Raw genomic sequence first — 17,095 nt, 5'->3', positions numbered from 1 at the left:
TAATGTATCGGATAAAAGTACACTCGACTCTTTGATCTCATTCGCACTAACCTTTGTATCTGATAAATTAAATGGATATGTTGGTTCTTCAATATCCGCCAATAATCCTTGGAAATACGACTCTCCATCGTTGGTTGCTTGTGCATGAAGTGTATGACCGATAAAATCTCTATACAATACTGGAGTTGGAAGATTAGACTCATGGCCTAATAAGTACATTTGAATTTCTGCGACAACCTTCTCCAATCCAACATGATCCAATACTAAGTGATGCTGATTCACTATCAAGTAATAACGATCATGCTCCTTATCATCTGCCGATTTTAATTGTAACAATGGTGCTTTTGAAACATCCATCCACTGATTCCCTGGAGCGGTTAACTCTTCTAATTCAGTTAAAATATCAGCTTTGTTATCAAAGATTAGTTCTTCTACTGATAATACCGCTTCTCGTTGTACTACTTGAACCGCTTTTGGTAAGCCTTCACTTACAACACTAGTTCTTAAAACATCATGACGATTGACTACAAATTGTAATGCCTCGATAAATAATTGACGCTTTTCTTTGTCTTTAAATGATAGTAAGTTCGATAATACATATGAATCTCCTTGCTTTTTATCACTCATTAAATGGTGGAAGTAGATTCCTTCCTGTAATGGTGATAATGGATAGATATCTTCAATATTAGAAACGCCTCCTGAAATCTTTGAAACTACCCTATCAATATCTTCTTGAGTAAAATCTAACAATGGAACCATTGATGGAACGATATGCTCCACTTCTGGTGTAATTCCATTGGCTGGAACTTGATATCTTTCTGTATCAGACGATAGTTTTTCTGCTATCTGTGCAATCGTGGCATTGGTAAAAATATCTTTTACCTCTATGTATAAATCAAGCTTTTGTAATCTTGAGATTAATTGAACTACTAGTAAACTATGTCCTCCTAATTCAAAGAAGTTATCATAAACTCCTACTTTTTCTACGCCCAATATATCTTGCCAAATAGTAGCGATTTGTTCTTCTACTACAGTTCTTGGAGCTACATAGGCTTTGGTTGACAATAAAGATCCATCTAGTTCTGGTAACCCTTTTCTATCTAACTTCCCACTAGCGGTTAATGGCATTTCTTCTAGTTCAACCCATAAACTAGGAACCATGTATTCTGGTAAGCTCTCTTTTAATTCAGCTTGAACTTTTTCTTTATCGAAATCTCCTCCTGCAACCACATATCCAACCAATCGTTTGCTTCCTGTAACATCTTCTTTAGCAAGTACACAACTGTTTTGAATATTGTCTATAGCTGCTAAGGCTGTTTCAATCTCTCCTAATTCTATTCTATATCCACGAACCTTTACTTGTGAATCCTTTCTTCCTACATATTCTAAAGTTCCATCAGCTAACCAACGAGCTAAATCTCCCGTCTTGTAAATTCTTTCTCCTTCCTTAAATGGATTCGGAACAAACTTTTCATTCGTTAGTTCTTCTCTATTTAGATATCCTCTAGCAACTCCTTTTCCTCCTACACATAATTCTCCTACAACACCCACTGGTACTAATTCACTCGATTCACTTAAAATATAAATTTGAGTGTTGGCTATCGGACGTCCAATAGTTTGAACTCCGTTTAATTCTCTTTTGATAAATGTGCTATAGGTAGTCGCCTCAGATGGTCCGTATAAATCATAGATCACTTCTACTGAGCTCTCTTTGTAAATGCGATCTACTAAACTTGGTAATAATGGCTCACCTGCTAGGTTAATTGTTTTTACTGCTTCTGGTAATTTTCCTGATTCTAATACTCCTAATAAAACACTTGGTACGGTATTGATTAGTGATACAGAAACTTCTGAATCTTCAACTAATGATAATAAGTTATCCACTAACTCAATTTTTGCTCCTGATGCTAATGAAGTAAATATCTCAAAAATCGATAAATCAAAATTGATAGAAGTACTAGCAAGCATTCCTAAATCCAATGAATCTTTGAAATTATCTATTGCCCAGTTCACTAGGTTGAACATATTTCCATGTTCAATAAGTACTCCTTTAGGTTTTCCTGTACTTCCTGAAGTATAAATTACATAAGCAAGATTCTCCTGAGAGATTGACTTATAGCTTAATTTTCTTGTTGAATACTCCGAAATCTGATCCCAATCAGTATCTAACGCAATGCTTGTAAATCCTTCTTTATCTTCTAAAACATCTTGGCTTGCGGCATTACTTAATACTAATTCAATTCCAGTGTCTTCTATGATATATTCGATACGATCATTCGGATAGTTAGGATCGATTGGTACATAGGCACCTCCTGATTTTAGAACTCCTAAAATTCCTACGATCATTTCCAAGCTACGCGTCATACAAATTCCTACCAAGTTATCTAGTTGAACTCCCTCTGCTTGTAAATAACGTGCTACTTGATTCGAACGCTGATCAAGTTCTTTATAGCTTAATGCTTCTCCTTTATAAACAACAGCAACTTGTTTTGGTGATTGCTTTACCTGCTCTGAGAAAAGATCTAGTATCGTTGTATCTAATGGATACTCAACTTCAGTATTGTTGAAAGTATCTAACAATAACTGCTCTTCTTCTTTTGGTAAGATAACGGCATTGTTTACCGCTACAGTTTCTTCAGAGTTTAAACCTTGTACTAATTGTTCTAAGGCTTCTTGCATATACTCTATAACACGAGTAGCCTCAATACTTTCATCTATTTGAGCTGTTAATCCGAAATCAACCCCATAATCATCAACACTTAAAGTAAATGGGTAATTCGTACGTTCATGACTCTCTATTTTTGTAATCCCTAAACTCGTCGTAAGACCTTCTTCATTTGAAACTTCTAAAGAATGACGGTAGTTTAATAAAGCACTAAATAAAGGAACATCGTTAGAAATTTCACTCCAATTTTGAATATCTGCTAATGGACTTTGCTCATAAGATAAAAGCTCATTTAATCTATTTTTAACTTCTATGATATAGTCTGAAATACTTCCTTTTAATTCCGTTAAAAATGGTAAAGTATTAATAAACAACCCTAATGAATCCACTGAGTTCGAAGCTCCTTGTAGACGTCCTGAGAATAAAGATCCAAATAGAGCATATTCTGAGTTACTACATCTCCCTACAACTAAACCATATGCTGCATGGAATAAAGGCGCTGGACTAATACCAAACTTTATACTTATATTTCGAATTTCCTTACTTAAGTCTTTGTTTAAAAGCTTACTTGATTCTTTTATTTCACCTCCATCTCCTTTAATATTTGATAAACCAAATGGATAGGTAGGTTCTTCTATATTTTCAAGTAGCTCTTTGAAATACGATTCACTATCATTAGTTACTTGTGAATGTAACGTATGACCTATAAAATCTCTATATAATACTGGCTCTAAAAGTGTTGTTGTTTCTCCTGAAAGATAAACCTCAATCTCTGCTACAATCTTCTCCATTCCAATATGATCTAAGATCAAATGGTGTTGATTCAATACTAAATAACAGCTACCACTTTCTAAATCATTTACTGATTTTAGTTGTAATAATGGAGCTGTTGAAGCTTCTATCCATTGATTTCCTGGAGCTATTAATTTCTCTAATTGAGATTTGGCTTCTGTAGTATTTTCAAATGTTAGTTCTTCTATCAACAACACTGCCTCTCTTTGTACTACCTGCACTGCTCTAGGTAAGCCCTCACTTACAAAACATGTTCTTAATACATCATGACGGTTTACTACAAATTGTAGAGCTTCTACAAATGAGCTTCGCTTTTCTTGATCTTTAAAAAATAATAGACTCGATAAAACATAAGGATCTCCTTGCTCTTTGTCACTCATCAAATAGTGGAAATAAATTCCTTCTTGTAATGGTGATAATGGATAGATATCCTGAATATTTTCAACTCCTCCTGGAACCTTTGAAACTATTGCATCAATATCTTCTTGGTCAAAATCCAATAAAGGAACCATTTCTGGAACGATATAATCTGTATCCTCTGTAATTCCATTCGCTGGAACTTCGTAAGTTGAAATCTCTGAAGATCCTCTTTCTGCTATTTCTGCAATCGTTGGATTTGAGAAAATATCTTTTACTGCGATGTTGAAATCTATCTTTTGCAATCTCGATATCAACTGAACAACTAATAAACTATGTCCTCCTAATTCAAAGAAATTATCATAAACTCCAACCTTTTCTATACCCAATACATCTTGCCAGATACTCACCATTTGAGATTCTAGCTCATTTCTTGGAGCAACATACTCTTTGGTTGATAATAGAGAGCCATCTGGTTCTGGTAAGGCTTTTCTATCTAATTTACCATTCACTGTTAATGGCATTGTTTCTAACTCAACCCATAAACCAGGAACCATGTATTCTGGAAGAACTTCTTTTAATTCGTTTTGAATGTTTTCCTTATCGAACTCTCCATTTGAAACTATATAAGCAACCAAACGTTTGCTTCCTATGCTATCGTCTTTAGCTAATACACAACATTGACTGATACTTTCTAATAATGATAACGCATTCTCAATCTCTCCTAACTCAATTCTATATCCACGAATCTTAACTTGATTGTCTTTTCTTCCAATATATTCTATTGTTCCATCTGGTAACCAACGAGCTAAATCTCCTGTCTTGTAGATTTGATCTCCTTCCTTAAATGGATTCGAGATGAACTTCTCATTGGTTAATTCTTCTTTGTTTAAATATCCTCTAGCTACCTGAACTCCTCCAATACATAATTCTCCTGCAACTCCTACTGGTGCTAAATTCATTGAATCATCTAGTACATATAAACTTGTATTGGCTACTGGACGTCCGATTAATACATTATCGATTTGTTTGTCTAATGGAACTGGCCAATAACTTACATCAATTGCTGCCTCGGTTGGTCCGTATAAGTTGTGTAGTTCCGTTCCCGTAAACTTCTCATTAAATAATGCTACATGATCTACCTGTAAAGCTTCTCCACTACAAATTACACGACGTAAAGAAGAACAATCTCCTGTTTCTATTTCTTCTAAGAACACTCTTAACATCGATGGTACAAAGTGCATCGTTGTTACTTTTTGTTCTTCTATAATTTCTTTTAAATAACGAGCATCTTTATGACCTTCTGGTTTTGCAAATACTAATTTCGATCCACAAATTGCTCCCCATAATAACTCCCATACTGATACATCAAAACTGAAAGTTGTTTTTTGTAGAATGGTATCCTCTGAGGTTAACTGGTATTCTGATTGCGTCCATAATAAACGATTCACAATACCATTGTGCTGGTTCATTACTCCTTTTGGCTTTCCTGTACTTCCTGAAGTATAAATGACATAAGCCAAGTTCTTTGGAGATATTACCGAAGTTAAAACTTCTTTAGAGTAATTCTCTATCGTTTCCCATTGGCTATCTATAGCAATAGCTGTAATACCTTCTCGATCTCCTAGTACTTCTGAATTAACTTTTGCACTAGTCAATACCAATTTGATATCAGCATCAGTGAGCATATACTCAATACGATCCTCTGGATATTCTGGATCAATAGGAACATAAGCACCTCCTGATTTTAAGATCCCTAAAATACTCACCAGCATTTCAATGCTTCGTTCAATGCAAATACCAACTAAGGTATCTGGAGTAACTCCTTGCTCACGTAAGTAGTGCCCTAACTGATTTGAGTGCTCGTCTAATTCCGCAAAGGTTAATGCTTCATTTTCAAAAACAACTGCAATCGCTTCTGGAGTTCTAGCTACTTGCTCTGCAAATAAATCAACCAGTGTTTTATCTAATGGATACTCAGCATAAGTATCATTGAAGCTATTTAGTAATTCTAGTTCCTCTTTTGGTAAAATTGCTGTATCAGTAACTTTAATAGCTTTTTCAGAAGTCAATCCTTCTAATAATTGCTCTAAAGTTTCTTTTATAAAATCTATAATACGAGTCGCATCAATATGTTTTTCGATTTGTACAGTTAACCCAAAATCAACCCCGTAATCATCAACATTTAAAGTGAGTGGATAATTCGTTCGCTCATGGCCATTAATAAGAGTTATTCCCAAGTCCTTCCCTAATGAAGTATCTTCTGCATTATTAGGATCTATTGAATGACGATAGTTTAATAAAGCACTAAATAATGGAACTTCATTAGAAATATTACTCCAATTCTGAATATTTGACAATGGAGTTTGTTCATAAGGTAACAACTCATTCAATCCTTGCTTAATCTGTTGAATAAATTCTGTAATGTTCCCCTCTAGTTTTGCAAAAAACGGTAAGGTATTTATAAACAACCCTAAAGATTCATCTGCTCCAGAAGCTCCTTGTAAACGACCTGAGAATAGTGAACCAAAAATAGCATACTCTTTATTGCTACACTTTCCAACAACAATTCCATAAGCAGCATGGAATAAGACTGCTGGACTCATTCCTAACTCGGTACTAACTTCTCGAATTTGCTTACTTAGTTCTTTGGGTAATCTAGTTTCTAATTCCTCAATTCCGCTACCATTTCCTAAAACATTCGTTAAGTTAAATGGATAAGTAGGTTCTTCAATACTTCCTAGTAAACCTTTGAAATAAGCTTCATCATCATTGGTTATCTGTGAGTGTAAATTATGTGCAATAAAGTCGCGATACAGTACTGGAATAGGAAGGTTTTCTTTATTTCCTGATAAATATTGCTCTATCTCAATAATCACTCTTTCTAAACCTATATGGTCTAATACTAAGTGATGTTGATTTATAATTAAATAATAAGTTTCGCTATCATTATCATCTGCCGATTTTAACTGTAATAATGGAGCTTTTGAAATATCCATCCATTGGTTTCCTGGAGCGGTTAATTGCTCCAATTCAGTTAAAACATCTGTTGTCTTGTCAAATACTAATTCTTCTATCGATAATTGAGCTTCTCGTTGTACTACCTGAACTGCTTTTGGTAAACCTTCACTTACAATACAAGTTCTTAATACATCATGTCTGTTTATTACAAACTGAAGAGCTTCAATAAACAAAGCACGTTTTGCTTTGTCTTTAAAGGATACAAGATTAGATAAAATATAAGTATCGCCTTCCTGCTCATTACTCATTAAATAATGAAAGTGAATTCCTTCCTGTAATGGTGATAAAGGATAGATATCCTGAACATTCGAAACGCCTCCAGGAACCTTCGAAACCACCATATCAATATCTTCTTGAGTAAAATCTAATAATGGAACCATCGCTGGAACAATATACTCTACTTCTGTTGTAATTCCATTGGCTGGAACTTGATATCTTTCAGTATCAGATGATAATTTTTCTGCTATCTGTGCAATTGTGGCATTGGCAAAAATATCTTTAACCTCAATGTATAAATCAAGTTTTTGTAATCTCGAAATCAATTGAACCACTAGTAAACTATGACCTCCTAATTCAAAGAAATTATCATAAACTCCAACCTTTTCTATGTCTAATATATCCTGCCAAATCGTAGCGATTTGTGATTCCACCATAGTTCTTGGAGCTACATAGGCTTTGGTTGATAATAAAGATCCATCTAGTTCTGGTAACCCTTTTCTGTCTAACTTCCCGCTAGCTGTTAATGGCATCTCTTCAAGTTCAACCCAAAGTGATGGTACCATGTATTCTGGTAAAACCTCTTTTAATTCGGCTTGAACTTTTTCTTTGTTGAATTCTCCTTCCGAAACTACATAACCTACTAAGCGCTTGCTTCCTGTAACATCTTCTTTAGCAAGTACACAGCTGTTTTGAATATTGTTTATTGCTGCTAAAGTAGTTTCAATCTCTCCTAATTCTATTCTATATCCACGAACTTTTACTTGTGAATCTTTTCTTCCTACATATTCTAAAGTTCCATCAGGTAACCAGCGTGCTAAATCACCTGTCTTGTAAATTCTTTCGCCTTCCTTAAATGGATTCGGAACGAATTTTTCATTGGTTAGTTCTTCTCTGTTTAGATACCCTCTAGCAACTCCTTTTCCACCTACACATAATTCTCCTACAACACCCACTGGTACTAATTCATCCCTTTCACTTAAAATATAAATTTGAGTGTTGGCTACTGGACGTCCAATAGTTTGAACCCCATTGAATTCTCTCTTAATAAATGTACTATAGGTAGTTGCTTCTGAAGGTCCATACAAATCATAGATCGCTTCTACTGAGCTTTCTTTGTAAATACGATCTACTAAACTTGGTAATAATGGCTCACCTGCCAGGTTGATCGTTTTTACCGTTTCAGGTAATTTTCCTGACTCTAAAACTCCTAATAAAACACTTGGTACAGTATTAATAAGTGATACAGAAACTTCTGAATCTTCAACTAGTGATAATAAATTATCTACTAATTCAATCTTTGCTCCTGATGCTAATGAAGTAAATATCTCAAAAATCGATAAATCAAAATTGATAGAAGTACTTGCTAGCATTCCTAGATCCAATGAACCTTTAAAATTGGCAACCGCCCAATTCACTAGGTTGAACATATTTCCATGCTCAATAAGTACTCCTTTAGGTTTCCCTGTACTTCCTGAGGTATAAATTACATAAGCAAGATTGTCCTGTGATATTGACTTATAGCTTGGTTTTCTTGTTGAATATTCTGAAATCTGATTCCAATCGGTATCCAGAACAATGTTTGTCAAACCTTCTTTATCCTCTAAAACACTTCTACTTGAAGTATTACTCAATAATAATTCAATTCCTGTATCTTCAATGATATAAGAAATACGGTCATTCGGATAGTTAGGGTCAATTGGAACATACGCTCCTCCAGATTTTAAAACTCCTAAAATTCCTACAATCATCTCCAAACTACGCGTCATACAAATTCCTACTAATCCATCTGGCTGAACTCCTTGAACTTGTAAATAGTGCGCTATTTGATTCGAGCGTTGATCAAGTTCTTTATAACTTAATTCTTCTCCTTTATAAACAACAGCGACTTGTTTTGGTGATTGCTTCACTCGATCCGAAAATAAATCTAAAATGGTTTGATCTGTTCCAAAATCAACAGTTGTTGCATTAAAATTCTCTAATAATTGCTTCTTTTCTTCCTGTGCTAAAATTGATAAGCTTGCAACTGGTATAGCTTCTTTTGATTGTACACCTTCTATAAGTTGTACCAAAGCTTCTTCCATAAAAGCTAGTACTCGTTCTGTATCAATACTTCCGTCAATCTGAGCAGTTAACTTAAACTCTTTTCCATAATCATCAACATTTAATGTAAATGGATAATTCGTACGCTCATGATCACTTAAAATCTCTATCCCTAAATCAATAGTATTTTCATCAATCTTTTCTGTTTCTAATGATGAATGACGGTAATTTAATAAGGCACTAAAAAATGGAACCTCATTAGATATATCGCTCCAAGATTGAATGCTTGATAGTGGAGTTTGCTCGTATGGCAACAAATCTTGTAACTTTTGATTAACTCCTTCTACATACTCAGATACATTTCCTTTAAGATCTACTAAGAAAGATAAAGTATTAATGAATAGCCCTAGTGATTCTGCTGCTCCTGATGCTCCTTGTAAACGTCCTGAGAATAAAGTACCGAATAGTGCATAATCTGTGTTACTACAGATACCTACCACAAGTCCATAAGCTGCATGAAATAGCACTGCAGGGCTCATTCCTGAATCAACACTTACCTTTCGAATAGCCGTACTTAATTCTTCTGGTAAAACAAGTTGCGATTCTTTAATCCCTTCTCCTGTTCCCAAGATGTCTGATAAACCAAAAGGATAACTTGGCTCATCAACTCCTTTTAAAAGTTCTTTGAAATAAGATTTACTATTGTTAACTGATTGTTGATGTAAGGTATGTCCAATAAAATCGCGATATAAAGCAGATTTTGGTAAACCAGTTGCTTTTCCTGATAAATATGCATACACCTCATTCACAACAATTTCCAAACCAACATGATCGAAAACTAAGTGATGTCTATTTATAATTAAATAGTACTTATTATTTGCAATATCATCTGCGGATTTTAACTCTAGTAATGGTGCTTTAGAAAGATCCATCCATTGCTTTCCTGGAGCTGTTAAAGCTCTAAGCTCTGATACATCTATATCTAACTTTTCAACTTCTAACGATACGTTTCTGAGTACTACTTGAACCGCTTTGGGTAACCCTTCACTGACAATACAAGTACGCAATACGTCATGGCGATTCACTACAAATTGAAGAGCCTCCGTAAATAAAGCTCGTTTTTCTTCACTTGAAAATGAATATAAACTCGGTAATACATATGGATCACCATGCTCTTTATCACTCATTAAATAATGGAAGTACATCCCCTCCTGCAATGGTGATAATGGGTAGATATCCTGAATATTCGAAAGATCCCCTACTTTTGAAACAACTTCATCAATATCTTCTTGACTGAAATCCAATAAAGGAATCATCTCTGGTACAATACGATCAATATCTTCGGTTATTCCATTCGCTGGAACTATATAAGTTGGTGTTTCAGAAGATATTTTTTTGCTAATTTCTGCAATGGTAGGTCCTGAAAATATATCATTAACATTAACATAGAAATCCATTTTTTGCATTCGAGAAATCAACTGCACAATTAATAAACTGTGTCCTCCTAATTCAAAGAAATCATCATAAACACCTACTTGATCTACACCTAACAATTCTTGCCAGATGGCTACCAATTTTTTTTCCGTTTCGTTTCTTGGTGCTACGTATTCCTTACTTGATAAATCCGAACTATCTGGTTCTGGTAAACCTCTTCTATCTAATTTACCATTGCTCGTTAGTGGCATCTCATCCATTTCCACCCAAATCAATGGAATCATATAATCTGGTAAATGCTTTTTTAACTCGGTTTGAATCACTTCCTTATCAAAAGGACCTTCTGAAACTACATATCCAACCAAACGCTTAGTTCCATTGGCAGCCTCTTTAGCTAGTATACAACATTGACTAATTGAGCTTAAGTTTGATAAGCTGTTTTCTATCTCTCCTAATTCAATTCTATATCCTCTAATTTTAACCTGAGCATCTTTTCTTCCTACAAACTCAATGTTCCCATCAGGTAACCATTTTACTAAATCACCTGTTTTGTATAATCTCTCTCCCTCTTTAAATGGATTTGGAATGAATTTTTCTTTGGTTAATTCTTCATTATTTAAATAACCTCTAGCAACTCCTGCTCCTCCTACAACTAATTCTCCTTCAACACCTACGGGTACTAAATTCATTGCTGAATCAACAATATAAGCCTCTCTATTCTTTATTGGCTTACCTATTGGAAGATTCTCTTCTGTGATTTCTATCGAATACGTAGTTGAGAATGTGGTATTCTCTGTTGGTCCATATCCATTAATGATTGTTAAGTTTGGATACAGTTCCTTTATTTTATTGGTATAGTTGAACAGAACCACATCTCCTCCAACTAATAAATAACGTAATGAAGCAAAAACGCTTGTGTCTTCCTCTACTACTTGGTGGAACCATGAAGCGGTCATCCATAAGGTAGTAACTTCTTTTTCTTTTAATAATGCTTTAAAACTTGCGGTATCTAATAAAGTCTCTTTCGTGGTTAATACAAGCTCTCCTCCATTGAGTAATGTTCCCCAATATTCAATGGTGGTTGCATCAAACGAAATTGATCCTGTTGATAACCAAACCGTATCTGAATTCAAGGCTACATAATCACAACTCGTACTTAAACTTACAATGTTTTTATGCTCTATTTGAACTCCTTTTGGTTGTCCAGTACTTCCTGAAGTATAGATCACATATGCTAAATCATTTGATGAAATAGCTTTATTTAAAGTCTTTGTTGAATATGTTCCTATTAACGAATCCCATTCTTGGTCTAAAGCAATAACTAAGATGTCTTTTTTATCTGCGAGAGTTTCTTTGTTTGACTTGCTTGTTAATACCAAATTAATTGTAGCATCACTCAACATATATTCGATACGATCTTCTGGATAAGTTGGATCAATCGGTACATAAGCACCTCCTGATTTTAAAACTCCTAGAATCGCAACAAGTAACTCCAAGCTACGATCCATGCAGATTCCTACAAACGTATTTGTGTCTACTCCTTGACCTTGTAAATAATATGCTAGTTGATTTGAACGAGCATCTAACTCCTCATAACTCAAAGTAGTTCCTTCAAAAGTAATCGCGGATGCTTTTGGTGTTTTTTGAGCCTGCTCTTCAAATAATTCTATAACAGATTTCTCTGATTGATACTTAAATTCAGTTGCGTTAAATACTTCTAATATCTCTTTACTTTCTTCTTCAGATAAAATACCTAAACTTCTAACTGATGCTTTTTCCTCGGTCTTTAATCCTTTCAATAAACGAGCTAAGGCTTCTTGCATATAAGACAATACCTTATCTGCCGAAATTTGTTCATCAATTAGTGCTGTAAGTTCGAAAGTTGATCCATAATCGTCAACATTTAATGTAAAAGGATAATTTGTACGTTCCTGACCACTTATGGTTGTAATTCCTAAATCGAAAGAACTACTTATTTCCTCTTCAGAAACTTGGGAGTGACGGAAATTCAATAAAGCACTAAACAATGGAACTTCATTTGAAATTCCGCTCCAACCTTGCACTTCTGATAATGGTGTTTGCTCATAAGGCAATAATTCATTCAGATGCTGCTTAATTTCGTTGATATATTGAGTAACATTACCTTCTAAAGAAGTATAAAATGGTAAGGTATTGATAAATAGCCCAAGTGAGTTTGCTGCAGCTAAAGAACCTTGTAAGCGACCAGAGAATAACGATCCAAATAGGGCATACTCAGAATTACTACATTTTGCAACAACTAATCCAAAAGCAGCATGGAATAATACCGCTGGACTCATTCCTAATTTCGTACTAATCTCTCGAAGTTCATTACTAACATCTTCAGATAAGACAGCTACTGACTCTTTAATATGACTTCCGTTACCTCTGACATTTGATAATTCAAAAGGATAAGTAGGTTCTTCAATATCACCTAATAAATCTTTAAAATAAGTTTCACCATCATTTACAGATTGCGCATATAATGTATTCCCTATGAAGTTTCTATATAATCCAGTTGTTGGAAGACTTTCTTCGTTTCCTGAAAGATACATTTCAATCTCTCCAATAACTGTTTCTAAACCAACATGATCTAACACTAAATGGTGCTGATGTATAACTAGATAATAATTATTGCTTGTATGATCATCTGCCGTTAACAAATTTAGTAATGGGGCCTTGGCAACATCCACCCACTGATTTCCAGGAGCTGTCAATTGCTCTAATTCAGATAAAACATCTACTTTAGTATCAAATGTTAGCTTCTCTATCGATAATTCAGCTTCTCGCTGTACTACCTGCACCGTTTTTGGTAACCCCTCACTTATAAAACTAGTTCTTAAAACATCATGTCGGTTTACGACAAATTGTAAAGCCTCGATAAACAAAGCACGTTTTTTATTATCAGGGAATGATAATAAACTTGGTAATATATATGGATCGCCTTGCTCCTTATCACTCATTAAATAATGGAAATACATTCCTTCCTGTAATGGTGATAAAGGATAAATATCTTGAATGTTTGAAACTCCTCCTGGAATCTTCGAAACAACCGTATCAATATCCTTTTGGCTAAAATCTAACAATGGAACCATCGAAGGAACTATATATTCCACTTCTGGAGTAATTCCATTGGTTGGAACTTGGTACATTGATGATAAAGGCATTGCTATTTCAGCCATTGACGCAATCGTGGCGTTTGAGAAAATATCTTTTACGGCTATATGATAATTCAGCTTATGTAAGCGCGAGATTAATTGAACAATTAATAAACTGTGCCCTCCTAATTCAAAGAAGTTATCATAAACACCTACTTTCTCTAAGCCTAATAAGTCTTGCCAAATCGTAGCAATTTGCTCTTCTACCTCAGTTCTTGGAGCTACATAAGCTTTGGTTGACAATAATGATCCATCCAGCTCTGGTAAGGCTTTTCTGTCTAACTTTCCACTTGCCGTTAATTGCATTTCTTCTAGTTCAACCCATAAACTAGGAACCATGTATTCTGGTAAGCTCTCTTTTAATTCGGCTTGAACTTTTTCTTTATCGAACTCTCCTTCTGCAACTACATAACCAACTAAACGTTTACTTCCTGTAACATCTTCTTTGGCAAGTACACAACTACTTTGAATATTGTTTATTGTTGCTAAAGCTGTTTCAATCTCTCCTAATTCTATTCTATATCCTCTAACCTTTACTTGTGAATCCTTTCTTCCTACATATTCTAAGGTTCCATCAACTAACCAACGAGCTAAATCTCCAGTCTTGTAAATTCTTTCTCCTTCCTTAAATGGATTCGGAACAAATTTTTCATTGGTTAATTCTTCTCGGTTTAAGTATCCTCTAGCAACTCCTTTTCCTCCTACACATAATTCTCCTACAACTCCTACTGGTACTAGTTCACTCGATTCACTTAAAATATAAATCTGAGTATTGGCTATTGGACGTCCAATAGTTTGAACTCCGTTCAACTCTCTCTTTATAAATGTGCTATAGGTAGTCGCTTCTGAAGGTCCATATAAATCATAGATAGCTTCTACTGAGCTTTCATTGTAAATACGATCTACCAAACTTGGTAATAATGGCTCACCTGCAAGGTTAATTGTTTTTACCGTTTCAGGTAATTTTCCTGATTCCAAGACTCCTAATAAAACACTTGGTACGGTATTGATTAGTGATACAGAAACTTCTGAGTCTTCAACTAGTGATAGTAAATTATCTACCAACTCAATCTTAGTTCCTGATGCTAATGAAGTGAATATCTCAAAAATCGATAAATCAAAATTGATAGAAGTACTCGCTAGCATTCCTAGATCCAATGAATCTTTGAAATTATCTATTGCCCAGTTCACTAGGTTGAACATATTTCCATGTTCAATAAGTACTCCTTTAGGTTTTCCTGTACTTCCTGAAGTATAAATTACATAAGCAAGATTCTCTTGAGAGATAGACTTATAGCTTAATTTTCTTGTTGAATACTCTGAAACCTGATCCCAATCTGTATCTAAAGTAATACTTGTGAATCCTTCTTTATCTTCTAAAACTTCTTGGCTTCCTTTATTACTTAATACTAATTCAATTCCAGTATCTTCTATGATATATTCAATTCGTTCTTTTGGATAGTTCGGATCGATTGGTACATAGGCACCTCCTGATTTTAGAACTCCTAAGATTCCTACAATCATTTCCAAGCTACGCGTCATACAAATTCCTACCAATCCATCTGCTTGAACTCCCTCGGCTTGTAAATAACGTGCTACTTGATTCGAACGCCTATCAAGTTCGTTATAACTTAATTCTTCTCCTTTATAAACAACAGCAACTTGTTTTGGTGATTGCGCTACCTGTTCTGAGAAAAGATCTAGTATCGTTGTATCTAATGGATACTCAACTTCAGTATTGTTGAAAGTATCTAATAATAACTGCTCTTCTTCTTTTGGCAAGATAATCGTATTGTTTATCTCTACAGCTTCTTCAGAATTTAAGCCTGTGATTAACTGCTCTAAAGCTTCTTGCATATACTCTATAACACGAGTAGCCTCAATACTTTCATCTATTTGAGCTGTTAATCCAAAATCAACCCCATAATCATCAACACTTAAAGTAAATGGATAATTCGTACGTTCTTGACTTTCTATTTTTGTTATTCCTAAACTTGAGGTAAGACCTTCTTTGTTTGATGCTTCTAGAGAATGACGGTAGTTTAGTAAAGCACTGAACAAAGGAACTTCATTTGATACTCCACTCCAATTTTGAATATCTGCTAATGGACTTTGCTCATAAGATAAAAGTTCATTTAATCTATTTTTAACTTGAGTGATATAATCTGAGGTACTTCCGTTCAATTCAGTTAAAAACGGTAAAGTATTAATAAACAACCCTAATGAATCTGCTGAGTTCGAAGCTCCTTGTAAACGCCCTGAAAATAATGAACCAAAAATCGCGTACTCTGTATTACTACATCTCCCTACAACTAATCCATAAGCTGCATGAAATAATACAGCTGGGCTAATACCTAATTGAAGGCTTACATTTCGAATTTTCTCACTTAACTCTATGTTCAAAAGTTTACTATACTCTTGTATGTCCGCACCATCTCCTTTGATATCAGATAGACTAAATGGATATGTAGGCTCCTCAATGCTTTCTAGTAATCCTTTGAAATACGTTTCACTATCATTAGTTGCTTGTGAATGTAACGTATGACCTATAAAATCTCTATATAATACTGGCTCCAAAAGCCTTGCTGCTTCTCCCGAAAGATAAACTTCAATCTCCGCTACAATCTTCTCTATTCCAATATGATCTAATATCAAATGGTGTTGATTCAATACTAAATAACAGCTACCACTTTCTAAATCTTTCACCGATTTTAATTGTAATAATGGAGCAGTTGAAGCGTCTATCCATTGGCTTCCTGGAGCTGTTAACTCCTTTAATTGAGAGTCAACATCTTTAGTACGGTTATATATTAGCTCTTCTATTGATAACTTCGCTTCTCTTTGAACTACTTGAACCGCTTTTGGTAAACCTTCACTTACAAAACATGTTCTTAGTACATCATGACGGTTTACTACAAATTGTAAAGCATCGATAAAAGATCCACGCTTCTCTTCATTTTCAAAAGACAGTAAATGAGATAAAACATATGGATCTCCTTGCTCCTTTTCACTCATTAAGTGATGGAAATAGATTCCTTCTTGTAATGGTGATAATGGATAGATATCCTGAATATTCTCAACTCCTCCTGGAACCTTTGAAACTATTGCATCAATATCTTCTTGATCAAAATCCAATAAAGGAACCATTTCTGGAACGATATAATCTGTACCCTCTGTAATTCCATTCGCTGGAACTTGATACATTAATGATAACGATGAAGCGCTCTCGCTCATCGATGCAATCGTTGGTTTTGAAAAAATATCTTTTACAGCAATGTTGAAGTCTATCTTTTGTAATCTCGATATTAACTGAACAACTAATAAACTATGTCCTCCTAATTCAAAGAAATTATCATAAACTCCAACCTTTTCTATACCCAATACATCTTGC

At 34.6% G+C, this 17,095-nt stretch carries 1 protein-coding gene (cut by a window edge); it reads right to left on the bottom strand.

Annotated elements, in window-relative coordinates; all coding sequences use genetic code 11:
* Window positions 1-17,085, bottom strand: part of the annotated coding region (locus ACKTTV_RS16875; protein WP_456243528.1) for a non-ribosomal peptide synthase/polyketide synthase (this coding region is incomplete at its 3' end). Its footprint begins 4,164 nt before the window's first position; 17,085 of its 21,249 annotated nt are in view.
* Window positions 17,086-17,095: the final 10 nt, after the last annotated feature.

The sequence above is a fragment of the Tenacibaculum xiamenense genome, assembly GCF_964513065.1.
Lineage (GTDB): Bacteria > Bacteroidota > Bacteroidia > Flavobacteriales > Flavobacteriaceae > Polaribacter > Polaribacter xiamenense.
This window is presented reverse-complemented; position numbering and strand designations above follow the sequence as displayed.